The organism is Marinobacterium aestuariivivens (assembly GCF_042661465.1).
Classification (GTDB): domain Bacteria; phylum Pseudomonadota; class Gammaproteobacteria; order Pseudomonadales; family Balneatricaceae; genus Marinobacterium_A; species Marinobacterium_A aestuariivivens.
In genome coordinates this window covers 3,348,907-3,372,127 of sequence record NZ_JBHSWE010000001.1, presented here as the reverse complement: position 1 = coordinate 3,372,127, position 23,221 = coordinate 3,348,907, and the positions used below count along the sequence as shown (strand labels likewise).

The 23,221-nt window shown below is 60.7% G+C and carries 24 protein-coding genes and 1 pseudogene; 1 reads left to right on the top strand and 24 read right to left on the bottom strand.

Translation table 11 applies throughout. From position 1 onward, the window contains the following. Positions 1-232: 232 nt before the first annotated feature. The 18 genes and pseudogenes from murI to ACFQDL_RS17475 form a co-directional block, all read right to left on the bottom strand. The gene (gene murI, locus ACFQDL_RS17560; RefSeq protein WP_379910169.1) at positions 233-1,090 is read right to left on the bottom strand and encodes a glutamate racemase; all 858 of its coding nucleotides are present in this window, start codon (positions 1,088-1,090) and stop codon (positions 233-235) included. Beyond that, a complete protein-coding gene (der, locus tag ACFQDL_RS17555) occupies positions 1,087-2,514 on the bottom strand; it encodes a ribosome biogenesis GTPase Der (protein WP_379910168.1) in 1,428 nt (475 codons plus the stop codon). The genes murI and der overlap by 4 nt, the downstream gene beginning before the upstream one ends. Positions 2,515-2,585: 71 nt before the next feature. Then, positions 2,586-3,734 carry an outer membrane protein assembly factor BamB gene (gene bamB, locus ACFQDL_RS17550; RefSeq protein ID WP_379910167.1) on the bottom strand — a complete coding sequence of 383 codons (1,149 nt, stop codon included), beginning with the start codon at positions 3,732-3,734 and terminating at the stop codon, positions 2,586-2,588. Further along, entirely contained in the window at positions 3,735-4,394 is a 660-nt protein-coding gene (locus tag ACFQDL_RS17545) for a YfgM family protein (protein WP_379910166.1), read from the bottom strand. 24 nt (positions 4,395-4,418) lie between these two features. Next, a complete protein-coding gene (gene hisS / locus ACFQDL_RS17540; protein WP_379910165.1) occupies positions 4,419-5,669 on the bottom strand; it encodes a histidine--tRNA ligase in 1,251 nt (416 codons plus the stop codon). 58 nt (positions 5,670-5,727) lie between these two features. Beyond that, positions 5,728-6,654, bottom strand: coding sequence for a RodZ domain-containing protein (locus tag ACFQDL_RS17535; RefSeq protein ID WP_379910164.1), 927 nt, complete (start codon positions 6,652-6,654; stop codon positions 5,728-5,730). A 54-nt stretch (positions 6,655-6,708) separates the two neighbouring features. Then, positions 6,709-7,458, bottom strand: a complete 750-nt coding sequence (gene pilW / locus ACFQDL_RS17530) for a type IV pilus biogenesis/stability protein PilW (protein ID WP_379910163.1) — start codon at positions 7,456-7,458, stop codon at positions 6,709-6,711. Positions 7,459-7,500: 42 nt separating this feature from the next. Then, a pseudogene (rlmN, locus tag ACFQDL_RS17525) lies at positions 7,501-8,636 on the bottom strand (dual-specificity RNA methyltransferase RlmN). Positions 8,637-8,732: 96 nt separating this feature from the next. Then, entirely contained in the window at positions 8,733-9,140 is a 408-nt protein-coding gene (gene ndk / locus ACFQDL_RS17520) for a nucleoside-diphosphate kinase (RefSeq protein WP_379910162.1), read from the bottom strand. Between the two features lie 117 nt (positions 9,141-9,257). Next, positions 9,258-9,458: a Fe-S cluster assembly protein IscX gene (gene iscX, locus ACFQDL_RS17515; protein WP_379910161.1), complete on the bottom strand. Its 201-nt coding sequence runs from the start codon at positions 9,456-9,458 to the stop codon at positions 9,258-9,260. A gap of 13 nt (positions 9,459-9,471) precedes the next feature. Next, positions 9,472-9,810 carry an ISC system 2Fe-2S type ferredoxin gene (fdx, locus tag ACFQDL_RS17510; RefSeq protein WP_379910160.1) on the bottom strand — a complete coding sequence of 113 codons (339 nt, stop codon included), beginning with the start codon at positions 9,808-9,810 and terminating at the stop codon, positions 9,472-9,474. Then, entirely contained in the window at positions 9,810-11,690 is a 1,881-nt protein-coding gene (hscA, locus tag ACFQDL_RS17505; protein WP_379910159.1) for a Fe-S protein assembly chaperone HscA, read from the bottom strand. The genes fdx and hscA overlap by 1 nt, the downstream gene beginning before the upstream one ends. Before the next feature lie 15 nt (positions 11,691-11,705). Beyond that, positions 11,706-12,239, bottom strand: coding sequence for a Fe-S protein assembly co-chaperone HscB (gene hscB, locus ACFQDL_RS17500; protein WP_379910158.1), 534 nt, complete (start codon positions 12,237-12,239; stop codon positions 11,706-11,708). Positions 12,240-12,265: 26 nt separating this feature from the next. Continuing rightward, positions 12,266-12,589, bottom strand: a complete 324-nt coding sequence (gene iscA, locus ACFQDL_RS17495) for an iron-sulfur cluster assembly protein IscA (RefSeq protein WP_379910157.1) — start codon at positions 12,587-12,589, stop codon at positions 12,266-12,268. Between the two features lie 61 nt (positions 12,590-12,650). Beyond that, complete coding sequence (gene iscU, locus ACFQDL_RS17490; RefSeq protein ID WP_379910156.1) at positions 12,651-13,034, bottom strand: Fe-S cluster assembly scaffold IscU; 384 nt, start codon at positions 13,032-13,034, stop codon at positions 12,651-12,653. A 31-nt stretch (positions 13,035-13,065) separates the two neighbouring features. Beyond that, positions 13,066-14,280, bottom strand: coding sequence for an IscS subfamily cysteine desulfurase (locus ACFQDL_RS17485; protein WP_379910155.1), 1,215 nt, complete (start codon positions 14,278-14,280; stop codon positions 13,066-13,068). A gap of 23 nt (positions 14,281-14,303) precedes the next feature. Next, entirely contained in the window at positions 14,304-14,804 is a 501-nt protein-coding gene (gene iscR, locus ACFQDL_RS17480) for a Fe-S cluster assembly transcriptional regulator IscR (RefSeq protein ID WP_379910154.1), read from the bottom strand. Positions 14,805-14,991: 187 nt separating this feature from the next. Next, positions 14,992-15,729 carry an RNA methyltransferase gene (locus tag ACFQDL_RS17475; RefSeq protein WP_379910153.1) on the bottom strand — a complete coding sequence of 246 codons (738 nt, stop codon included), beginning with the start codon at positions 15,727-15,729 and terminating at the stop codon, positions 14,992-14,994. 124 nt (positions 15,730-15,853) lie between these two features. On the opposite strand from ACFQDL_RS17475, the gene ACFQDL_RS17470 reads away from it, so the two are divergent. Continuing rightward, positions 15,854-16,666 carry an inositol monophosphatase family protein gene (locus ACFQDL_RS17470; protein ID WP_379910152.1) on the top strand — a complete coding sequence of 271 codons (813 nt, stop codon included), beginning with the start codon at positions 15,854-15,856 and terminating at the stop codon, positions 16,664-16,666. 207 nt (positions 16,667-16,873) lie between these two features. Here ACFQDL_RS17470 and ACFQDL_RS17465 read toward each other — a convergent pair whose 3' ends face one another. The 6 genes from ACFQDL_RS17465 to hflX form a co-directional block, all read right to left on the bottom strand. Beyond that, entirely contained in the window at positions 16,874-18,169 is a 1,296-nt protein-coding gene (locus ACFQDL_RS17465; RefSeq protein WP_379910151.1) for an adenylosuccinate synthase, read from the bottom strand. A 22-nt stretch (positions 18,170-18,191) separates the two neighbouring features. Continuing rightward, a complete protein-coding gene (locus ACFQDL_RS17460; protein WP_379910150.1) occupies positions 18,192-19,391 on the bottom strand; it encodes an ATP phosphoribosyltransferase regulatory subunit in 1,200 nt (399 codons plus the stop codon). Positions 19,392-19,423: 32 nt separating this feature from the next. Beyond that, on the bottom strand, positions 19,424-19,621 hold the full coding sequence (locus ACFQDL_RS17455; protein WP_379910149.1) for a DUF2065 domain-containing protein: 198 nt from the start codon (positions 19,619-19,621) through the stop codon (positions 19,424-19,426). Then, positions 19,599-20,624: a protease modulator HflC gene (gene hflC / locus ACFQDL_RS17450; RefSeq protein ID WP_379910148.1), complete on the bottom strand. Its 1,026-nt coding sequence runs from the start codon at positions 20,622-20,624 to the stop codon at positions 19,599-19,601. The genes ACFQDL_RS17455 and hflC overlap by 23 nt, the downstream gene beginning before the upstream one ends. Continuing rightward, positions 20,624-21,835 (bottom strand): FtsH protease activity modulator HflK, encoded by a 1,212-nt coding sequence (gene hflK, locus ACFQDL_RS17445; RefSeq protein ID WP_379910147.1) that lies wholly within the window; start codon positions 21,833-21,835, stop codon positions 20,624-20,626. The genes hflC and hflK overlap by 1 nt, the downstream gene beginning before the upstream one ends. A gap of 86 nt (positions 21,836-21,921) precedes the next feature. After that, positions 21,922-23,220: a ribosome rescue GTPase HflX gene (hflX, locus tag ACFQDL_RS17440; RefSeq protein WP_379910146.1), complete on the bottom strand. Its 1,299-nt coding sequence runs from the start codon at positions 23,218-23,220 to the stop codon at positions 21,922-21,924. Between the last annotated feature and the right edge of the window lies 1 nt (position 23,221).

Below are 23,221 nucleotides of genomic sequence, written 5' to 3'. Positions count from 1 at the left end.
GTTGCTTCAGAGGCCGGTCATTATCGTTAATTTTCATTGAAAATCAACCACTTATTTCCGACCCCGCCGCCTGTTTCGATGACCGTTTCCGGCTGTCTCCCCAAGCGAGGAGGCGAATTCTACAGACCCCAGCGGGAGAGTCAACAGCCCCTGAAAAAAATATTCAGAAAAGCCGCTTTCCGCCAGCCCATCCATACTATTCATTATAGTCCGGTGACAACCGGCGGGCCGCTCAGGCAGTTGCAAAATGCTGCAGGTCGACGAGCTCGACCTGAGCCGCATTCACCTGCTCATCGAAGAAGTAGGATGCGACCCGGGCAAAGCGCTCCGGCCCATCGGTGACCAGGAAGGAGACATGCCCGGTCTCCGACTCCGGGCGATCCAGACCACGCTCGATCAGATGCTCCCGCACGACCTTCGAGGTCGTGACAGCGGAATCAACGAGGCGAACGCCCTCTCCGACCACCCTGGCAATCGCCCCCTTGAGCGCAGGAAAGTGCGTACAACCCAGCACCAGCGTATCGATACCGGCATCACCCTCAGCCTCATCCAGCAGAGGCGCCATGCAGCGGGCGACGATCTGTTCGACCAGTTCGCCATCGTGCCACCCCTCCTCAGCCAGTGAGACGAAGAGTGAACAGCCCTGCGCACGAATGCGTATATCGGGCCGCTGGGCCAGAATCGCTTTCTGATAGGCCAGGTTATTCACAGTGCTTTCGGTTGCAATCACCCCGACATGACCGCTTCGCGTCTCGGCGCAACAGGCCCGGGCGCCCGGCTCGATCACTCCGACAACTGGCACGCCTGGAAATCTTAGCGTCAGGGGTTCCACGGCAACAGCCGAGGCGGTATTGCAGGCAATGACGAGCAACTTGACCTGACGTTCGATCAGCAGTCGCGCTGCCTGCTCGGCATACCGCGTGACCGATAGCGAGCTTTTGGTGCCATAGGGCACCCTTGCGGTATCCCCCAGATAGATAAGACTCTCCTGGGGCAACAGCCGCCTCAGCTCATTCAGCACCGTCAGCCCGCCCACACCGGAGTCGAATACGCCAATGGGAAGGCGACGGCGGTCGAACCCGGTGTTCACTTCTTGCGAGCCTTGCGCTTGGACTGCTTCTTGAGATCCTGCACATGCAGCTTGAAGCGCTGCTTCTTCGCCACCTGCCGTGCGGTCAGCTTGTTCTTGCGCCCCTCATAGGGGTTCTCGCCCACCCTGAATTCGAACCGTACCGGCGTGCCGCGAATCCCCAGCACTTCGGTGAACTTGTTCTGCAGATACCGCTTGTAGGAATTGGGCAGCTCATCGAGCTGGTTGCCGTGCACCACGATTATAGGCGGGTTCGACCCACCCTGGTGGGCATAGCGCATCTTGATGCGCCGCCCGTGCACCATCGGTGGCTGATGATCGGCTACCACATCCTCGAGCAGACGCGTCAGGCGGTTGGTCGGCCATTTGGCCATAGCACATCCGTAGGCCTCATCGACCGAGCGGTACATTTCACCGACACCGCTGCCATGGAGCGCCGAGATGAAGTGGAAGCGCGCAAAGCCGACAAACTCGAGCCGACGCTGAATCTGTTCCTTGACCTTGAGCTTCTGCTCCTCGGTCATGCCATCCCACTTGTTCAGTGCCACAACCAGCGCCCGTCCGGCGTCAAGCACGAAACCGAGCATGTGCAGATCCTGATCGGTCACCCCCTGACGCGCATCGATGACGCACACCACCACGTTGGCATCTTCAATGGCCTGCAGGGTCTTGATGATCGAAAACTTTTCGACGGCCTCGGTGATGTTCTTGCGCCGGCGCACACCTGCGGTATCGATCAGAGTATACGCCTGCCCCTCCCGCTCATAGGGAATATAGATACTGTCCCGGGTCGTCCCTGCCTCGTCAAACACCACCACCCGCTCTTCGCCCAGCATGCGGTTCACCAGGGTGGATTTGCCGACATTCGGACGACCGACAACGGCAATACGGATACTCTTCTCGACTTCTTCGGGGACCTCTTCCGCCTCCTCCTCCGGCAACTCGCCCAGCACCTCTTCGATCAGCAGTCGCACGCCGCGGTTCTGGGAGGCGGCGATGGGCAGCGGTTGTCCCAGACCAAGCCCGTGAAACTCGGCCATCGCAACGTCAGGATCGAGGCCGTCGGTCTTGTTGACGACGAGATGGCAGTCCTTGCTGCTGCGCCGCAGATGGTCGGCGATCATTTCATCGGCAGGATTGAGCCCGGCCCGGCCGTCGACCAGAAACAGCACAATATCGGCCTCGTCGATCGCCAGCAGCGACTGCCTGGCCATCACCGAGTCGATCCCCTGCTCGTCACCGCTTATACCACCGGTATCGATCACCAGGTAATCGCGTTCACCCACACGCCCCTCGCCGTACTTGCGATCACGGGTCAGGCCCGGCAGGTCGGCCACCAGGGCGTCCCGGGATCGGGTCAGTCGGTTGAAGAGGGTTGATTTACCGACATTGGGTCGGCCGACAAGCGCTATAACCGGCAGCATCTTTTATTTACCGAAACGAAAACGGCGGCTATTCGCACATACGAATAGCCGCCTGTGAAATTCAGGAGTGCTCAGTTCAGGCGCAATGCCAGCAGACGGCCGTCATTGTCGAGTACATAGAGCACATCATTGACGGAAAGCATGTCACCGACAACGCCCTCCGAGTCGGCGCGGTAGCGCGCCACAAAATGACCATCGATCTGGGAGAGGAAATGCAGGTAGCCTTCCCGATCACCGACAACCAGGTAATTGCCCAACAATGCAGGCGAGGTTATACCCCGATGCTCCAGTTGCGGCTGACTCCAGACGCTGGCACTGCTGCCGGCGTCGAAGGCCTGAACATGATCGTTCGCCTCGGCCACATAGACATTACCGAAACCGGCCACCGGGCTACGGTAGCTCGACGACTCCCGTGCCCACTGGATCTGGGCATTGAACGGATTGATGGCGACCAGACGGCCCTGATAGCTGCTGACATAGAGCATGTTGCTGGCCAGCAGCGGCCGGCCGTCCACATCGACCATGCGCTCGAGTTCGGAACGCCCCTGAGGCTCGGCCACGCGTTGCTCCCAGACCATCTTGCCATTGCTGTTTGCGATCGCGACCAGCTTGCCATTGGCGAATCCGGTGAAGGTCACGTCAGCCGCCACGACGGGCGCCGCGGTACCCCGCAGACTCAGGCTCGGCACCTGGCTGTCATAGGTCCAGCGATGCTGACCGCTTGCCGCGTCCAGCGCAGTGACCTTGCCGTTGACCAGCTGCACCACCACGAGATCACGGTTCAACTGCGGCGCAGCCACCGCTTCGGAGCTCAGCTGTCGACGCCAGAGTTCGCGGCCGTCGCTACTGTTCAGCGCTATGACTTCACCCGACTCCGCCACGACCACCGCCTGGGAAAGACCCACACCGACACCGGCACCAATCACCGTATCCAGCTCCGTCTCCCAGATCCGTCGGCCTGTATTCAGGTCGAACGCTGCAACAGTGCCCTCGGTATCATTGGCATATATACGCACGCCGTCGGAGGCAGGCGCGAACTGGTGGTATTTGTCTCCCAGGCCGCTTCCGACGCGGGCGCTCCAGAGGACCTGAACCTGCCTTTCCGGCTCGAAGTCGACCAGTTCGCTGGGTTCGATCTCGTCGTTGGCACCCCAGAGGCTACAGCCGGTCAGTGAAGCCGCCAGCATCCCGGCCGTCAGTACACGGAACAGCTTGTTCATTTAACCTTCCTCGACTGCGAGATTATCCAGTTTCATTTTCAACAGTGGACGCGCACCCCCGGCCTCGGCTGCCTGAATCGCCAGACGATAGGCTTCGCGGGCATCCGCTTCCCGGCCATCGCGCAGCAGCAGATCCCCTCTCAGCTCCTGATAGCTGGATTCGAACTCTCCCGGCTGTACAGTGTCGAGCAGCGCCAGGGCGTCCCCGGTATTACCCTGCTCCGCCAGCAAGCGAGCCTTGCGGATCTGGGCAACCACGCGCTGCGGGCCTTCGGGCTCCTGTGCCAGCACCCAGTCCAGCTCGCTCAGCGCCTGGTCAAGCTGTCCCTGCTCAACTGCGACGCGAGACATCAACAGCGCACCGAGGCGGGCATAGGCACTGTCCCCGTAGTCCGATTTCAGCGTGGATGCCAGCTGCTCCGCGGTACTGACAAGTTCGGGCGACGACTGGGCTCCGAGCACGCCGGACACCGCCTCGAGCAGGTTTTGATAGACCACCGACGCGTTGGCCGCAGCCGCCTCCTGACGCTGCTGCCAGGCTTTCCAGCCCATCACCAGCGCCAGCGCCAGCGCAACGGTCAGGAGCAGCGACTTGCCATTGGTCTGCCACCACCGCTTGAGCGCCTCTACCTGTTCCTCTTCTGTACGCAGCTCCGCCACGTGCGACTCCTATGCCCAGTGCTATTAAGCGTTAATGATTCGTGTCAGCTCGCCGACGAGCCGTTCATTGGCGACTTTCAGCTGCTCGCCTTCGCCGCGCAGCGGCTTCAGCGTCACCTCGCCCTGTGCGACCTCGTCTTCGCCGAGAATCAGTGCCACGGCCGCACCGCTTCTGTCGGCCTTTTTCATCTGGCTCTTGAAGCTGCCGCCACCGCAGTGCAGCTGCGTCCTGAACCCGCCCTGCCCGCGCAGACGTTCGGCCAGCAACAGCGCCTCTTCGGCCGCCCGGTCACCCATCGAAGCGATATAGACATCGACCAGTTGGCGAACCGAGGCAGGGATTGCCTCAAGGGTCTCCAGCAGCAGCACCAGGCGTTCGATGCCCATCGCGAAGCCAACGGCCGGCGTCGCCTTGCCACCGAGCTGCTCCACCAGACCGTCGTAACGACCGCCGGCACAGACAGTCCCCTGGGAACCGAGTTCATCGGTGACCCACTCGAATACGGTCTTGCAGTAATAGTCCAGACCACGCACCAGCCGCGGGTTGACCTCGTAGACGACCCCTGCCTTGTCGAGCAGGCGTTTCAGTGCGTCGAAGTGCTGACGGGATTCCTCGTCGAGGTAGTCGTGAAAGTCAGGTGCATCGTTCAGCAACGACTGGGTCGAGGCGTCCTTGCTGTCGAGAATGCGCAGCGGATTCGTTTCCAGACGCCGCAGGCTGTCTTCATCGAGCTGATCCTTGTGTTCGCTGAGATAGGCGACCAGATCCTGCTTGAAGAGGGCTCGCGCCTCGGCACTGCCAAGGGTATTGAGCTGCAGCGTCACCGCATCGATCAGGCCGAGCTCGCGCCAGAGGCGGGCAGTCAGCAGTATCACCTCGGCATCGATGTCCGGCCCCTGCATGCCGAAGGCTTCGACACCGATCTGGTGAAACTGGCGATAACGCCCTTTCTGCGGGCGCTCGTGGCGGAACATCTGGCCACGATACCAGAGTCGCTGGACCTGGTTGTACAGCAGACCATGCTCCTCGGCTGCACGGACACAGCTGGCCGTGCCCTCGGGGCGCAGCGTCAGGCTGTCGCCATTGCGGTCGTCGAAGGTATACATCTCCTTCTCGACGATGTCGGTGACTTCCCCGATCGAACGCTTGAACAGATCGGTCTGCTCGACGATCGGCGTGCGGATTTCGCTGTAACCGTAGGACGACAGAACCGCCTGAACCTGCTGCTCCAGATACTGCCAGACCGGTGTCTGCTCCGGCAGAATGTCATTCATACCACGAATGGCTTTAATCTTGGCCAAAATCAAACCCTGCTAAATCGTAAACGGCTGTCTATTGACTGACGGGAAGCGTCAGACGCGCCACATTCTTGTTGCTGAAAGGCGCGAGGTCAACCGCATTGCCGTCGAAAGTGAACTCGCTGACCGCGGAAGCCCGACCCAGCAGTACATTCATGGAACCGCCCTCTTCGAGACGAAGTTCCTGCCCCGCCTTGCGGAGATTGTTGTAAAGCGTCTTGCCGTCGGCATTCTTGATCGTCACCCAGCAATCGTCGCTGAATCGCAGATAGAGCCCCTCACTGACAGCGACCGGCTCGACGGCCAATTCCGCTTCCGCCGGAACCGGCTCCCGGGATTCCGCAGCGGCCAGTTCTTCACCAGCCACGCCTAGCGCCGGTACGATCCCGTCGAGAAGAGGCTGCGCCCCTGAAGCCGGGACATCCGATTCGACCTCGCCTTCGGCCAGGCTGTCCCCTGCAGTCCACGCCAGAGCCTCATCCTGCGGCACCATGGACTCCTCTTCGCCCTCCAGCGGCACATCCGGTGTGGTAAAGACCAGCGTTTCACCGTCCGCCGTTTCGACCGCCACCGCGGGTTCGGGCAGATCCTCGACGGCCACCTCGTGCCCGTACTGGGTTTTCCACCACCAGAAGGTCGCGCCGACGATCACCAGCACCAGCAGCAGCATGGAACCGAATGTTGCAGGACCGCTCGATCCGGACGGCCGCACCCGGCTGACAGTGCGGATCGAGGCCGGCTGGCTTTCACCGCCGTAGCAGCGATCGAACTGACGCACCAGCTCATCGCCATCGAGCTTGACCAGCCGGGCATAGGCGCGGATGTATCCACGGGTAAAGACCACACTGGGCAACCTGGCGAAGTCTGCCCGCTCGAGCGCCTCGACCTGCTCCAGCGGCAGGCGCAGTTCGGCCGCGACCTGCTGCGCCGACAGGCCAAGCCGCTCACGGGCACCGACCAAACTGCCTCCGGAAAAGCCCGCATCCACCGAGTCCTGCCCGGGGGGAAACGTCGCTCACTGCATCGACTCCTTGTACAAAGCATATTCCGCGGACTGCGGATAGAGGTTCTTCAATAACAGCGAATAGGTTGCCGCCCGCGTGCTGTTGCCGTTAAGGCGCGACAACCGGATACCGAGCCACAGACTCTGGGCACTGTGCTCGACCTGCCGGCTGTCGATCAGTGTCGAGAACCGGTCGAAATATTGCTGCGCCTCCTGTTCACGCCCGGCCTGCAGGTGCAGGTCCGAGAGTTCCAGCAGCGCTACCGGACGATTGGCCCCCAGCCGCAACGAGCGCTCGAACGCATGCAGCGCCGCGTCCTCCCGGTTGATCATGCGGAAACAGCGACCGAGGTTTTCGAACGCCTGGGCACGGCGAGGATAAAACGGATCCTCGGTCGCCCGCCCCAGCTCAACGCAGGCCTCCTCGTAGAGACCACGGGCGTACAGGAAAGCACCGAAGTTGTTGTGAAAAACAGCCGAATCCGGGTCCAGCGATACCGCCCGTCGGAAATGCTTCTCAGCCAGTTGGTATTCCTGCTCGATCTGAAATACCAGCGCCAGCCCGTTGTAGGTGCCGGCATGGTCATCGCTGATCTCCAGCGCGCGTTGCAGCGCATCCTTGGCACTGGCGGTATCACCGGCGCGCAGATACTGGAGCCCCAGTTGAGAGTACGCCTCCAGTGCCTTTTCCGGGGATGCGCCATTGTCGTTGGTCTGTTGCGACAGGCCGGAGCAGCCCGCCAGCAAAAACGTTAGAAACAACCATACTGCCGTGCGCATCCCTTTCAAACCACACCTCCCGGTCTAGACTCTGCGGTCGGCGGATCGACCGGCCTCCTCTTGTACCACAGGGATGATTTTTTGGCTACGCCGGGTCCGGTCCATCACCTGACCGACCAACTGGCCACAGGCCGCATCGATCTCGTCGCCACGGGTACGGCGCACCGTGGTAATGATGCTGGCATTGAGCATGACCTGCTTGAAGGCCTGGATCGCCTCTTCGCTCGGGCGCTCGTAACCGGAATTCGGGAAAGGGTTGAACGGTATTAGGTTAAGCTTGCACGGCAGTCTGCGCAGCACCTTGACCAGCTCCCGGGCATGCTGGGGCTGATCGTTGACACCGGCGATCAGGGTATACTCAACCGTCACGACCCGCTTGTCGCTCAAGCCTTCGAGATAGCGATTGCAGGAATCGATCAGCTCGTTGATCGGATAGCGGCGATTGATCGGCACCAGCACATCACGCAGCTCATCGTTGGGCGCGTGCAGCGAAATCGCCAGCGACACGTCACTCACCTCCCGCAGGCGGTCCAGCGCTGGCACCACACCGGCGGTGCTCAGCGTAACACGGCGCTTGGAGAGACCGTAGGCGTTGTCGTCCATCATCAACTGGGTCGCATCGACGACATTCTCGAAGTTCATCAGCGGCTCGCCCATGCCCATCAACACTACATTGGTGACGCGTCTTTCGGCGGATGGATCCATCGGGCCAAAGGACTTGATCGCAATATAGACCTGGCCGATCACCTCGGCCGCAGTCAGGTTGCGGTTGAAGCCCTGCTTCCCGGTCGAGCAGAAGCTGCAGTTCAGCGAACAGCCGACCTGGGACGAAATACAGAGAGTCTTGCGGTCACCGTCCGGAATCAGTACGGTTTCGACGCAGGAACCACCCTCGACCCGGATCACCCACTTGCGGGTGCCGTCGCGGGAAATATCCTGGGACACCACTTCCGGCGGCCTTATCTCGGCGACGTCCGACAGTTTCTGGCGCAGCGCCTTGCTGATGTTGGTCATTTCATCAAAGCTTTCGGCGCCCAACTGATGAATCCATTTCAGCACCTGGGTGGCACGAAAACGCTTTTCGCCCAGCTCGGCAAAAAAGCCTCCAGCTTGACGGGGGACAACCCCAGCAGATTGGTTTTGGTTACGGATTCAGTCATCGGAGTCACTCGGTATTCTAGGTTGTGTCCGGGCGCCCGCGGGCGCACCGGACACGGGGTTCGGTCTAAGTGGCCGAAGCCTTGCTTGCCGAAGCCTTATTTACCAAAGAAATAGGCGATTTCGCGCTCTGCGGAAGCCGCGGAGTCGGAGCCGTGAACGGCGTTGGCGTCGATGGACTCGGCGAAGTCGCGACGAATGGTGCCTTCGGCTGCATCTTTCGGGTTGGTTGCACCCATCAGGTCGCGGTTCAGGGCAATTGCATTCTCGCCTTCCAGCACCTGCACGACAACCGGACCGGAGGTCATGAAGCTCACCAGATCGCCAAAGAAAGGACGCTCCTTGTGCTCGGCGTAGAAGCCTTCGGCTTCCTCTTTGGACAGGCTCTTCATCTGCATCTCAACGACCTTCAGGCCTGCCTTTTCGAAGCGGGTGACGATCTCGCCGATCACGTTCTTGGCAACGGCATCGGGCTTGATGATGGACAGAGTACGTTCGATAGCCATGGTATTTCCCCAATTAACGGCAGTTCAAAAATTAAACGCGGCATTATACGCCAAGCCCATGACAGAAAACAGCAGGGCCCACAAACAGAGAGCCCGGCGCTGGCCGGGCTCTGATTTTCAATCCGATTCCTCGATCCAGGCCATCTGTATGGCCTCGAGAATCTTTTCCCCGCAATGTGCGGGATCGTCATCAAACTCGTCCAGCTCCATCACCCAGCGATAGAGGTCCGGAAAACTCACCGCCATCGGATCCACATCGGGAAAGCGATCACAGAGTTCAATGGCGATATCATTGACATCCACCCACTTCAGGCTCATCACCGCCTCCTGCTCAGTGCCGCTCCGACACCTGGTTGATGGTATATTTGGGGATCTCGACCACCAGGTCATCATCGCCCACCACGGCCTGACAACTCAGACGGGACTCCGGCTCCAGCCCCCAGGCCTTGTCCAGCATGTCCTCTTCCAGCTCGTCGGCCTCGTCGAGAGTCTCGAAGCCTTCGCGCACGATCACGTGACAGGTGGTGCAGGCACAGGATTTCTCGCAGGCATGCTCGATCTCCAATCCGTGGGCCAGCGCCGCATCACAGACCGTCACACCCGGCTCCACTTCTATCACCTTGCCGTCCGGACAAAGCTCCTCATGGGGCAGGAATATAATCTGCGGCATCAACGACCCTCCTCAATTTCTTCAATACTATGCCCCTGCAGCGCACGCTGAATTCCAGCATCCATGCGCCGCGCGGCAAATTCGTCACTCTCTTTAGCCAGTGCCTTGACACCCGCCTCGATCACCTTGTGGTCGCCACCCTCACGAAGCGCACGCAGCTCGGCCATCGAGGCTTCCAGCGCCCGCCGCTCTTCGCCGGACAGAAGACTCTGACCGTCCTGTTCCAGCGCCTGCTCCAGCGACTGCAGCAGCCGATCGGCCTCGACCTGCTGCTCGCGCAGGCTGCGCAGCACCAGATCCTCCTGGGCATGACTGTAGGAATCCTTGAGCATCCGTTCGATTTCGCCGTCGCTCAGACCATAGGACGGCTTGACCTGGATGCTGCTCTCGACGCCGGTCGATAGCTCCCGCGCCGCGACACTGAGCAGACCATCCGCATCGACCTGGAAGGTTACGCGGATCTTGGCCGCACCGGCCGCCATCGGCGGAATCCCTCTCAGCACAAAGCGCGCCAGCGAGCGACAGTCGTCGACCAGTTCGCGTTCACCCTGAACGACATGTATGGCCATCGCCGTCTGGCCATCCTGATAGGTGGTGAACTCCTGAGCCTTGGCCACCGGAATCGCGGTATTGCGATGCACCAGCTTTTCGACCAGCCCGCCCATGGTTTCGAGACCCAGGGAAAGCGGAATCACATCCAGCAGCAGCATGTCGCTGTCGGGCTTGTTGCCCACCAGGACATCCGCCTGCAGCGCCGCCCCCAGAGCCACAACGCGGTCCGGATCGATATCGATATGGGGCGGCTTGCCGAAGAATTTTGCGACTGCTTCGCGCACCTGGGGTACCCGGGTCGAACCCCCGACCATCACAACGTCCTTGACCTCTTCGGTGCTGACACCGGCATCCTTGAGCGCACGCCGGCAAGCCCGAATGGTATGGGCGACCTGATGCTGGATCAGTTCGCCGAAAATATCCCGGGTGATGCGGATTTTCTTGCTGACGCCGGCGATCGAAAGCTCGACTTCCAGCACCGGCTCGTCGGTCAGTCCCTCCTTGATACGGCGCGCCTGCTCGGTGAGATAACGCGCCTCTGCGGAAGAGAAGCCGGGATCGATACCCAGCTCGCTGACCAGCCAGTTGGCCAGTGCAAGATCAAGATCGTCACCGCCGAGAGCACTGTCGCCGCCTGTCGCCAGCACCTCGAACACACCCTTGTTCAGGCGCAAGATCGAGATATCGAAGGTACCGCCACCCAGATCGTATACGGCAATGATGCCCTCGGCGCTCTGGTCGAGCCCATAGGCGACGGCAGCGGCCGTAGGTTCGCTCAGCAGGCGCAGCACCTTCAGCCCCGCCAGGGTCGCGGCATCCTTGGTCGCCTGACGCTGGGCATCGTCGAAATAGGCAGGCACCGTGATCACCGCCCCCGACAGCTCCCCGCCAAGGGACTGCTCGGCACGGTGCTGCAATGTGCGCAGGATATCAGCCGACACCTCGACCGGACTCTTGGCCCCGGCCGCCGTGACGAGATAGGGCATGCCCTCATCGGTGCGTTCGAAGCGATAGGGCAGCTCATCCCCCAGCTTCTTGACATCGGCAACCCCGCGCCCCATCAGGCGCTTTACCGACTGGATCGTATTGTGCGGATCCTGAACCGCCCTGGCATGGGCCTCGTAGCCGACCTCGGGCGCGACTTCCGCAAGGTAGCGCACGACAGACGGAAGGGTATGGCGACCCTGCGCGTCAGCCAGGGTGACAGCTTCGCCGCTGCGCACCGTTGCCACCAGTGAGTTCGTGGTACCCAGATCAATCCCGACTGCAAGCTTGCGCTTGTGGGGATCCGGGCTCTGTCCGGGTTCAGCTATTTGCAACAAGGCCATGTAATCAACTCGATATCAGTACAACTCGTCTTCGAGCCGCTCGATTTCGCGACTCAGCTTGTCCAGGAACTGCATTTTCCGTACGGCCGCCGCGGCGCCCTGCAGCGAGGTCTCGCCTGGCTGCGAAATCTCGCGCCGGAACTCGAGCCTCAGTTGCTCCATGGCATTGGACACCTCCTCTGCCAGGGCTTCCAGCTCGGAGTCGGGGTCGGCATGGGAGGGCGCCTCCTCGACCCGCTCGCGCAGCTCCATCTGCTGCATCAGGAAAGCCGGATCGACCGGTGCGCTGCTTTCATTATGGGTATCGATACCCCGCAGCTTGAGCAGATACTGCGCCCTCAACAGCGGCGAGCGCAGCGTGGCGTAGCCCTCGTTGAGATAGGCGGTATATTGCGCGGACAGCCTGCGCTCCTGGTCGGAAAGATGGGCAAAACGGTCGGGGTGCAGCTGCTTTTGCAGCTCGAGATGGCGGTCGGCCAGCTGCCCGAGGTCCAGATCGAAAGCTTCGGGCAGGCCGTAAAACTCAAAGTAGTTTTGTTTGATATCCATGCGACTCCGGGCAACCGGGGCTCCGATCAGACGTTAAAGCTTTCGCCACAACCACACTCGTTACGCACGTTCGGGTTGTTGAACTGAAAACCCTCGTTCAACCCTTCGCGCACATAGTCCAGCTCGGTCCCGTCCAGATAGATCAGGCTCTTCGGATCCACCACGACCTTGACGCCATCAGCTTCGAAAACTTGGTCTTCGTCCTGAATTTCATCAACAAACTCGAGCACGTAGGCCATCCCGGAGCAGCCGGTGGTTCGGACACCCAGACGAATGCCCGCTCCGTGCCCGCGTTTTTCAAGATAGCCGACCACATGCTGTACAGCCGCCGGCGTCATGGAAATTGCCATAGCTCAAACATCCCCGCACCGCCGCGAGCGGTGCTTCAGATTTAAAATTCCAGAGCGCTGCTTACTTGCCCTGTTTCTGCTTGTAGTCCTGGATTGCCGCCTTGATGGCATCTTCAGCCAGAACCGAACAGTGAATCTTGACCGGCGGCAGTGCGAGTTCGTCGGCAATCTGGGTATTTTTCAGATCGGCCGCCTGGTCCAGCGTCATGCCCTTGACCCACTCGGTGACCAGGGAACTCGACGCGATCGCCGAGCCGCAGCCGTAGGTCTTGAACTTGGCATCTTCGATGACACCCGACTCGCTGACCTTGATCTGCAGCCGCATGACGTCGCCACATGCCGGTGCACCGACCATGCCGGTACCGACACTGGCATCAGCCGCGTCCATCTTGCCGACGTTACGCGGGTTTTCGTAATGATCTATTACCTGTTCGCTGTAAGCCACAATCGACCTCCTCAATTCGTCCGCGGATGCTTTAGTGGTGAACCCACTCGACCTTGCTCAAATCCACGCCATCCTGGTACATATCCCAGAGCGGCGACAGCTCACGCAGCTTGCCCACAGCGGTCCGGATCTGCGCTATAACGTGATCAATCTCTTCCTCGGTGCTGAAACGTCCGATGGAGAAGCGGATCGAGCTGTGCGCCAGCTCGTCGTTCAATCCCAGAGCGCGCAGCACATAGGAGGGCTCCAGGCTCGCCGAGGTGCAGGCCGAACCCGAAGACACGGCAAGATCCTTCAGCGACATCAGCAGCGACTCGCCCTCGACGAACGCAAAACTGATATTCAGGTTGCCCGGAACCCGTTGAGCCAGAGAGCCGTTGACGTACACCTCGTCCATGTCCTTGACGCCATCCAGAAGACGGTTGCGCAGAGCGACCAGGCGCTCGTGCTCCTGAGCCATCTCCTCTTTGGCGATACGGAACGCCTCACCCATGCCGACGATCTGATGGGTCGCCAGCGTGCCTGAGCGCATGCCCCGTTCGTGCCCGCCACCGTGCATCTGTGCCTCGATGCGAACACGCGGCTTGCGACGCACGTACAGCGCACCAACACCCTTGGGCCCATAGGTTTTGTGGCCGGAGAACGACATTAGATCGACCTTGATCTTATCCAGGTCGATCTCGACCTTGCCGGTGCTCTGAGCCGCATCGACGTGGAAAATAATCCCCTTCGAGCGGGTGATCTCGCCGATCGCCGCGATATCCGTAATGGTGCCGATCTCGTTATTGACGTGCATCAGCGACACTAGAATGGTGTCCTCGCGGATCGCATCCGCAACAGCCGAAGGCTCGATAATGCCTTCCTTGCTGGGCTCCAGATAGGTCACCTCGAAGCCTTCGCGCTCCAGCTGGCGCGTGGTATCCAGCACCGCCTTGTGCTCGATCCTGGAGGTGATGATGTGCTTGCCCTTCTTCTGATAGAAATGCGCCGCACCCTTGATCGCCAGGTTGTCGGACTCGGTTGCCCCTGAAGTCCAGACGATCTCCCGCGGATCCGCATTGATCAGGTCTGCCACCTGACGACGCGCGTTCTCGACCGCCTCTTCGGCCTTCCAGCCGAACAGGTGGGAGCGCGAAGCGGGGTTACCGAAGTTACCCTCCATTGTCAGACAGTCAATCATCTTCTCTGCAACCCGCGGATCGACCGGGGTGGTGGCAGAATAATCCAGATAAATCGGCAACTTCATTCTCTATCTCCGGTACAAAATGGTTAAACCGCTGCCTTGCGCTCGGCAGACGATGGCTCACCCGTACTCATTATCAGCTGGTCCGTACGCTTCAGATCCTGTCGCAATGCGACTTCCTGCACGTCCTTGCGCTGCACAAGATCAAACAGACTGATGCCGCTCAGAAACGCATGAATCTGGTCGCTCAGATCACACCAGAGGTGATGCGTCAGGCAGGTCTGACCGGACTGACAGCCACCATTGCCGTTACAGCCGGTGGCATCGACGGACTCGTTGACCGCATCGATCACTTCAGCCACATTGATGCGCTTCTGCTCCCGGCTCAGCTGATAACCACCACCGGGTCCCCGGACACTGCGGACAAGTTCGTTACGCCTGAGCTTGGCGAACAGCTGCTCGAGGTACGACAGGGATATCCCCTGACGTTCCGAAATATCGGCCAGACTGATCGGCCCCTTGCCCTCGTGCAACGCCAGATCCAGCATTGCCGTCACGGCGTAGCGCCCCTTGGTGGTTAATCGCATAAGCTTCCTCTCGACACCAGGCGATTCTTGCGAGCATTATGCAATAGCCTACAAAAACGATCAACTATTTAACCTAGTAAAATAGTCGACTAATCAAGACATTCGGCACCATGGTAGCACGACGGACTGCCGGCACCGACGCCCGCACGCCACGAACCTGCCCGACGACGACCGGCAACACCCCCACTCAATCGCCGGAGGCCTTCTTGTTGACCGCCGTCAGTATGCCGCGCAGGACGTTGACCTCGACCTTGTCGGGCACCGACCGCAACAGCAGACGCCTGAGTCTCGGCATCAACTGGCGCGGATTATCCGGATCCAGAAACTCAATTTCCACCAGAGTGCGCTCGAGATGGTCGAACATCCGTTCGAGCTCACCGCTTTCGGCCAGATCGATATCCCAGGCCGTACCCCAGCGCGGCGCATCGACAGGATGGCCCGACAGCACCATCATCCGCAACTCGTAGGCAATGACCTGCACGGCCGCCGCGAGATTCAGCGAACTGAAACCCTCCTGCGCCGGTATATGCACATGATGATGACAGCACTGCAGCTCTTCATTGGTCAGCCCCCGGTCCTCGCGACCAAAAACGATCGCGACCCGCAGCCCGGGACGCACTTCGGAGACGATGCCGGCAAGCTCACGGGGATCGATCACCGGCCAGGGAATGTGCCGCCCCCGCGCACTGGTCCCCACCACCAGGTGGCAGTCCTCGACAGCCCGCTCCAGACTGTCGACCACCCGCCCCCGCTCCAGCACGTCCGTGGCGCCCGAGGCACGAGCGTCGGCCACCTCGCTGGGAAAGGATTTGGGCGCCACCAGACAGAGATCCGACAACCCCATGTTCTTCATGGCCCGCGCCACCCCGCCGATATTGCCAGGATGAGTGGTATTGACGAGCACGATGCGAATATTCTCGAGCATCTTCCAGCCTTAAGATTTCAAGGGGCCAACATTCTACCAGAAGTATGGCGAAAGACTATTCTGCCCACCGCCCTGGTTCTGTATAATGTCGCGTTTGGTTCGATGATGATTAGGTTCCCGACTGATGCAACCGATGGTTAACATTGCCCTGCGCGCAGCACGCCTTGCAGGAGAACAGATCGCTCGCGCCGTAGAGCGGCTTGATTTGATCAAATCCGAGCAGCCCAGCGTTGCCGAGTTCCTGAACGAGACCTGCAAGCACGCCGAGCAGACCATCGTCCATACGATTCAGAAAGCCTATCCCAGCCATACCCTAGTCGGCGAATACACCGGCCAGCATCCGCCGCTGAAGGAAGGCCCGGCCTTCACCTGGAACATCAATCCGGTCGACAGCATTCTGAATTTCGCCAACGGCCTGCCGGTGTTCGCCCTCAGCATTGCCGGTCACCACAACAACCGCATCGAGCATGCCGTGGTGATCAACCCCATTGCCGGCGAGGAGTTCACGGCCAGCCGCGGCTATGGCGCCCACTTCAACGGCAAGCGCCTGCGCGTGAGCAACCGCAAGACCATCGAAGGCGCCCTGATTGGCAGCGGCTTCTTCGGTCGCACCAGCGACAAGCCCTACCTCAACGAATTTCTCGAGATGTTCAAGAATATCAGCCTCGGGGGCGGCAGCATCTACAGCGGCGGCTCACCGGTACTGAACCTGGCCTACACCGCGGCGGGACGCCTCGACGGCTTCTACCAGAGCGGGCTCAACCAGTGGGAAATGGAAGCCGGCATCCTGCTGCTGCAGGAAGCAGGCGGACTGGTCGGCGATTTCAGCGGCGGCAACAGTTACCGCAGCAGCGGCAACCTGGTTGCGGGCAATCCGAAAATGTTCAAGGCACTGCTGCAGGTGATCCGCCCGGCACTGGGCGAGCGCCTGAAATAACCCGGTGAACGGATGGCAGGTAACGCGTAAAAACCGCAGACCTCCGCCCGACCTACACAGACACAAACCCTGCTCCTGCACATCCCTGCATTCGCAGGACAACCACCAGGGATGGTGGAAATCCTGAAAGTGCAGGAGCAACTTTCAGGGAAGCATATCCAGGCACAAAAAAACCGGCATCAGCCGGTTTTTTTGTGCCTGCTACATTCAGCCCGCGTAGGGATCACGCAACACGATGGTCTCGGCACGATCGGGACCGGTGGAGATGATATCCACAGGCGCCTCGATCAGCTGCTCCAGCCGCCTGATGTAGGCGACGGCATTGGCAGGCAACGCATCGATCGATTTCGCACCAACGGTGGAGTCCTGCCAGCCCGGCATCTCTTCGTAAATCGGCTCGACCACTTCGTAGTCCTCGCTGCCACTGAGCGAAGTCACCACATTGCCTTCGGCATCGCGGTAGCCGGTACAGATCCGGATGGTTTCCAGCCCGTCCAGCACATCGAGCTTGGTCAGACAGATACCGGAAATGGAGTTGATCTGGATGGCATGCCGCAGCGCAACGGCGTCGAACCAGCCACAGCGACGGGCACGTCCGGTGGTCGCTCCGAACTCGTGACCGCGCTCGGCCAGCCGCCGGCCCACTTCGCAACCCAGCTCGGTCGGGAAAGGACCGCCGCCGACACGGGTGGTATAAGCCTTGGTGATACCGAGAATGTAGTCAAGGTAAAGCGGACCGAAGCCCGACCCCGTCGAAGTACCACCGGCCGTGGTGTTGGACGAGGTCACGAATGGATAGGTGCCGTGGTCGATATCCAGCAGCGAGCCCTGGGCACCCTCGAACATGATGCTGGCACCCTGCTTGCGCAGATCGTGCAGAATGGCCGTCACATCGGCCACCATCGGGCGCAGCTGTTCGCCCATCGCCAGCGCCTGCTCGAGCACCGTATCATAATCGAGCGGCTCCGCCTTGTAGTAGTTCTGCAGCACGAAGTTGTGATATTCCATCACTTCCCTGAGCTTGGCCGCAAAGCGCTCCGGATGCATCAGATCCTCAAGACGCAGCCCGCGACGCGCAACCTTGTCTTCGTACGCCGGCCCGATACCGCGCCCGGTCGTGCCGATCTTGCTCTCGCCGCGCGCCTGTTCGCGAGCCTGATCCAGGGCCACATGATAAGGCAGGATCAGCGGACAGGCCGGGCTCAGACGCAGGCTGTTGCGCACCGGCACGCCAGCCTGCTCCAGACCTTCGATCTCCTTCAGCAGCGCTTCCGGCGACAGCACGACACCGTTGCCGATCAGGCAGAGCACCCCCTCGCGCAAGATACCGGACGGAATCAGGTGCAGGACGGTTTTCTTGCCGTCGATAACCAGTGTATGGCCGGCATTGTGACCACCCTGAAAACGCACTACCGCAGCAACCCGCTCGGTCAGCAGGTCGACGATCTTACCTTTGCCTTCGTCACCCCACTGGGTCCCCAAAACAACTACGTTTCTGCCCATTGTTGTCTCTAAGTGTTTAGCGTTAATCGAAAATTCGCTTACAGGGCCGCGAGGACCCAGTCATCTCCTGGCGCAGCAACTGGCGATCACAGCTGGACAGATTCGCCAGCGTCACATCCGGTAACTGCTGAATAACGCGCTCACCCTGAGCACGCAACTCCCCGATCCGCTCGATCAGCAAGGGGTCCTGCCCCGCCGGCGCCAGGATAGCGCCACCGCGCACTTCGAGCACGGAAGCAGACAGGTCGGACAGGCTTTTCAGATCGGAGCTGAAGCCCGTCGCCGGCCGGGCGCGACCGAAATCGCGACCAATCTCGTCATAGCGACCACCTTTGGCGATCGCCTGACCAAAACCTGCGGCATAGGCCGCAAAAACGATACCGGTGTGATAGTTGTAGCCGCGTAGCTCGCCCAGATCGAAATAGAGGCGAACCTGCGGGTAACGCCGCCCGACACGATCGGCCAGCTGTTCAAGATAGTCGATAGCCTCGGTCACCGCAGGCGAGGCATCCGCGAACAGCACCCGGGCACGGGCGAGCACGTCGACACCACCATGCAGGCGCGGCAGCTCTGCAAGACGATCCAGCAGACGGGCGTCGGCCTCGAGCTCGTTGAGGAACACCTCGATCTCGGGCAGAGCCTTGAGCTGCAGCTTCTCGAGGTATTCGGCCTCCTGGGCATCGCTGAGCCCGGCGTCCGCCATCAGATTGCGGAAGATACCGACATGACCGAGATCCAGACTGATCGGTGCCTCGATGCCGGACGCCAGCAGCGTCTCGAGCATCAGCGCGATCACCTCGACATCGCTGTCGATTCCGGCATGACCGTAGAGCTCGGCCCCGACCTGCAGCGGATTGCGCGACGCCAGCATATTGGCTGGCCGCGTATGCAGCACGGAACCGCAGTAGCAGAGTCGACTGGCCCCCTGACTACGCATGCGATGAGCGTCAATGCGCGCAACCTGAGGGGTGATATCGGCACGAATGCCCAACAGATGTCCGCTGACCTGGTCGGTGACCTTGAACGTATCAAGATCCAGATCCCGGCCGACGCCGGTAAGCAGGGATTCAAGGTGCTCCATCAGCGGCGGCATGACCAGCTCATAGCCCCAGCTGTCGTAGAGATCCAGCAGTCTACGGCGCAGCGCCTCGATCTGGCGCGCCCGGGGCGGCAGTATGTCTTTAACGCCATCCGGCAACAACCAGCGATCTGCCAATGCCATGCAGTACTCCAAAACTATCCCGGTATTCAGATTCAGTTGATCCAGTACAGCAACGCCACCCCGGTCAGCATACTCGCGAGACCGAAAAAGCGTAGCGCCCTGTCATCGATCTGTGACAGCTGCTGCACCATCCTGCGCCAGCGCTGCGGATACAGAAAAGGCATCAACCCCTCCAGCACCAGCATCAGGCAGAAGCCGATTAACAACTCACGCCAAAAAACCGAAGACATTGGAAACCTCGTCCACCGGCGCCACACTGCCACAAAAAAACCGGGTCTGTGCCCGGTTCGCGGATTCTACCACGGAACGGGTGCCAAATTGCACCCGCTTCCGTGGTTTTAGCCTGCTTTCTCGCCGGAGGTCAGCGCCCCATCGGCTGCGACAGGTACTTGAAAAAGTCGCTGCTTGGATCCAGCAGCAGCACATCGCCCCCTCGCCACCGAACGACTGGCGATACGCATTGAGACTGCGGTAGAAGGAGTAGAACTCCGGATCGCGATTGAAGGCCTCGGAATAGATGCTCGCCGCCAGCGCATCGCCCTCACCGCGAAGCTCTTCCGCCGTGCGATAGGCCCCGGCCTTGATCACGGTTACCTGGCGATCGGCATCGGCTCGGATACCTTCGGCCAGCTCGCGGCGCGCGCGCAGCTCCCGCGCCTCACGCTCACGCTCGGTGCGCATGCGCTGGTACACCGATTCCGACACCTCGGCCGGCAGCTCGACCCGCTTGACCCGGACATCGATGATATTGATCCCCAGCTCGTCCTGCGCAACTACACTCAGCTGGCGAATCACCTCCTCCATCAGCTCCTCGCGCTCGCCGGAGACGACCTGGTTCAGGGTACGGGCACCGAACTGGTTACGCAGCTCGTTCTCGACACGGGTCGACAGGACATCACCGGCACGGAACTCGTCGCCCGAGGTTGCGGTGTAGTACTTGCCGACATCCTGAATACGCCACTTGATGAAGGCATCGACCACCAGACGCTTCTTCTCCAGCGTCAGGAAGGATTGCGGACGAGCATCCAGGGTCAGCACCCGGCCATCGAACTTGCGCACCACATTAACGAACGGGATCTTGAAATGCAGCCCCGGCTGCACGTCGTCATTGACAATTTCACCGAAACGCAACAGGACCGCACGTTCGGTTTCCTTGACGATATAGATCGACTTCGAGGCAGCCATCACCACCAGCAGCAGCACGGCCAGTACAAACATAGACCTGGGTTTCATTACCGACCCTCCCTACGCGTCGTGGTGCTTTGGCGCTGACGCAACTCTTCGACCACCCTGTCCGTTAAATCTCTCATACTCTGGTCATCCAGCCGCTGACCCGAACGCGCGGCTTCGCGACGCACCGCACTGTCCTGCATCAACTTGTCCAGCGGCAGATACATCATGTTGTTGCCGCCCTCGAGATCGACCAGCACCTTTGGATTCTTCTCCAGCACGGTCTGCATCATGTCCAGATAGAGGCGCTCGCGCGTCACGTCCGGCGCTTTCTGGTATTCGCCGAGCAGCGCCAGAAAACGCTTGGCCTCACCATCCGCCCGGGCGACCACCTGCTCGCGATAAGCGTTGGCCTCCTCGAGCATACGCTGGGCTTCACCACGCGCCTCCGGCACGATACCGTTGGCATAGGATTCGGCCTCGTTCTTGACACGCTGCTCGTCCTCCCGCGCCTTGATCACGTCGTCGAAGGCATCCTGCACCTGAGTCGGCGCCTGGGCGTTCTTGACGTTGATCTTGGAGATGCGCAAACCCGTTCCGTAGGTTTCCATGTAGTTCTGCAGGAACCCGAGCACGCTGACGGCCAGCGCCTCACGCCCTTCCGTCAGCAGCGAATGCATCTCGGATGTACCGACAACCTGACGCAGAGCCGATTCGGCGGCATGGGCCAGACTGTTTTCGGGATCGCGCACGTTGAGTCGATAGGCCTTGGGGTCCCTGACCACATACTGGACGGTCATGTCGATATCGACAATGTTTTCGTCCTCGGTCAGCATCAGCGCCCGGTGGTCATGGGTACGGACACGGGTGACGTTGACCTTGGTCACTTCGTCGATCAGCGGCGGATTCCACTGCAGACCGGGATTGACGGTCTCGTAGTACTTGCCCAGACGCAGCACCACACCCTGCTCCTGCTGGTCGACGGTATAGAACCCCATACCGGCCCAACCCAGGGCCACCACGACCAGCAGCACCCAGATGAAGCCCGATCCTGACGCACTGCCGCTGCCACCGCCGGAACCACCGGAGCCGGACTTGCCGAAGATGCTGCTCAGCTTCTCCTGCAGTTTGCGCAGGGCCTCGTCGAGATCCGGCGGCCCCTGGTCGCCACCACCCCGATTGCCACCGCCGCGTTTGCCGCCGCCACGACTGTCGCCGCTCCAGGGGTCATGGTTGTTGCCATCTCCGTTCCCGCCGGGCTCATTCCAAGCCATACCGTTCTCCGTTACAAAATACTTGATTCAACTCAGAAAATTGTAGGTAGCCACCGTAACAGGTGCAACCTCGGTCGTCACCTGTTTCAGGACGCCGCCCGTACCAGGTAACGGTCGGACGGAATCCCGAGCCGACTCAACAACTGCAACAGATCCTTGCGCTGCAGGCGCACCTCCACCAGCATCTGGCCGGCTTCGTCGGTGCGCTCGCGCACCACCGCCCCCTGCTCATAGAGGTGGGCGCGCAACTGCCCCTCGCCGGGCTCCAGACACAGAGTGTCGTGGAAGAGATCGTCCGACAGACGCTCACTGACGGCCTGAAACAGCAGATCGGCTCCCTCGCCAGACACCGCCGACAGCCAGACCCGCCAGGGGCGACCCTCCTCGTCACGGTCGATACGCGCCTCCTGCCCCGGGAGCAGGTCTATCTTGTTGTACACCTCCAGCACCGGGATCTCGTCCGCACCGATCTCCTGCAACACCCGTTTGACCTGTTCTATATGCCCTGTACGCTCATCGTCGTGACAGTCGATCACATGCAGCAGCAATGTCGCCTCGGACGTTTCCTGCAGCGTCGCCCGGAAAGCCTCGACCAGCTTGTGCGGCAGGTGGCGAATGAAGCCCACCGTATCAGCCAGGATCGCCGGCCCGACATCGGCCAGCTGAATCTTGCGCAGGGTCGGATCCAGGGTCGCGAACAACTGGTCGGCAGCATAGACGTCGGCCGTCGTAAGGCGATTGAACAGCGTCGACTTGCCGGCATTGGTATAGCCGACCAGCGACACCGTCGGCACTTCGGCGCGCTGACGCGCCCGCCGCCCCTGGTCGCGCTGGCGACGCACCTTCTCAAGCCGCTTGTGGATGCTTTTCATGCGCGCACGCAGCAGACGCCGGTCCGTCTCGAGCTGGGTTTCGCCCGGCCCGCGCAAACCGATACCGCCCTTCTGGCGCTCGAGGTGAGTCCAGCCGCGTACCAGGCGCGTCGACATGTGATCGAGCTGCGCCAGCTCGACCTGCAACTTGCCTTCATGGGTGCGCGCCCGCTGGGCGAAGATATCGAGGATCAGTCCGGTGCGATCCAGCACCCGGCACTTGATCTCGCGCTCGATATTGCGCTCCTGGGCCGGCGACAGTGCATGGTTGAAGATAACCAGCTCGGCCTGGTGAAGATTGACCAGTTCACGCAGCTCTTCCAGTTTGCCGCTGCCGAGGAAAAATTTGGGGCTCGGATGGGCGCGGCTTCCGAGCAGAAATTCTACCGGATCCGCGCCTGCCGAGAGTGCGAGCTCTTCGAGCTCCTGGGGACTTTCAGCCTTGTCCTCGTCACCAAAATCGATGTGAACGAGAACCGCCTTTTCTCCAGACTCGGGACGTTCGAAAAACAAG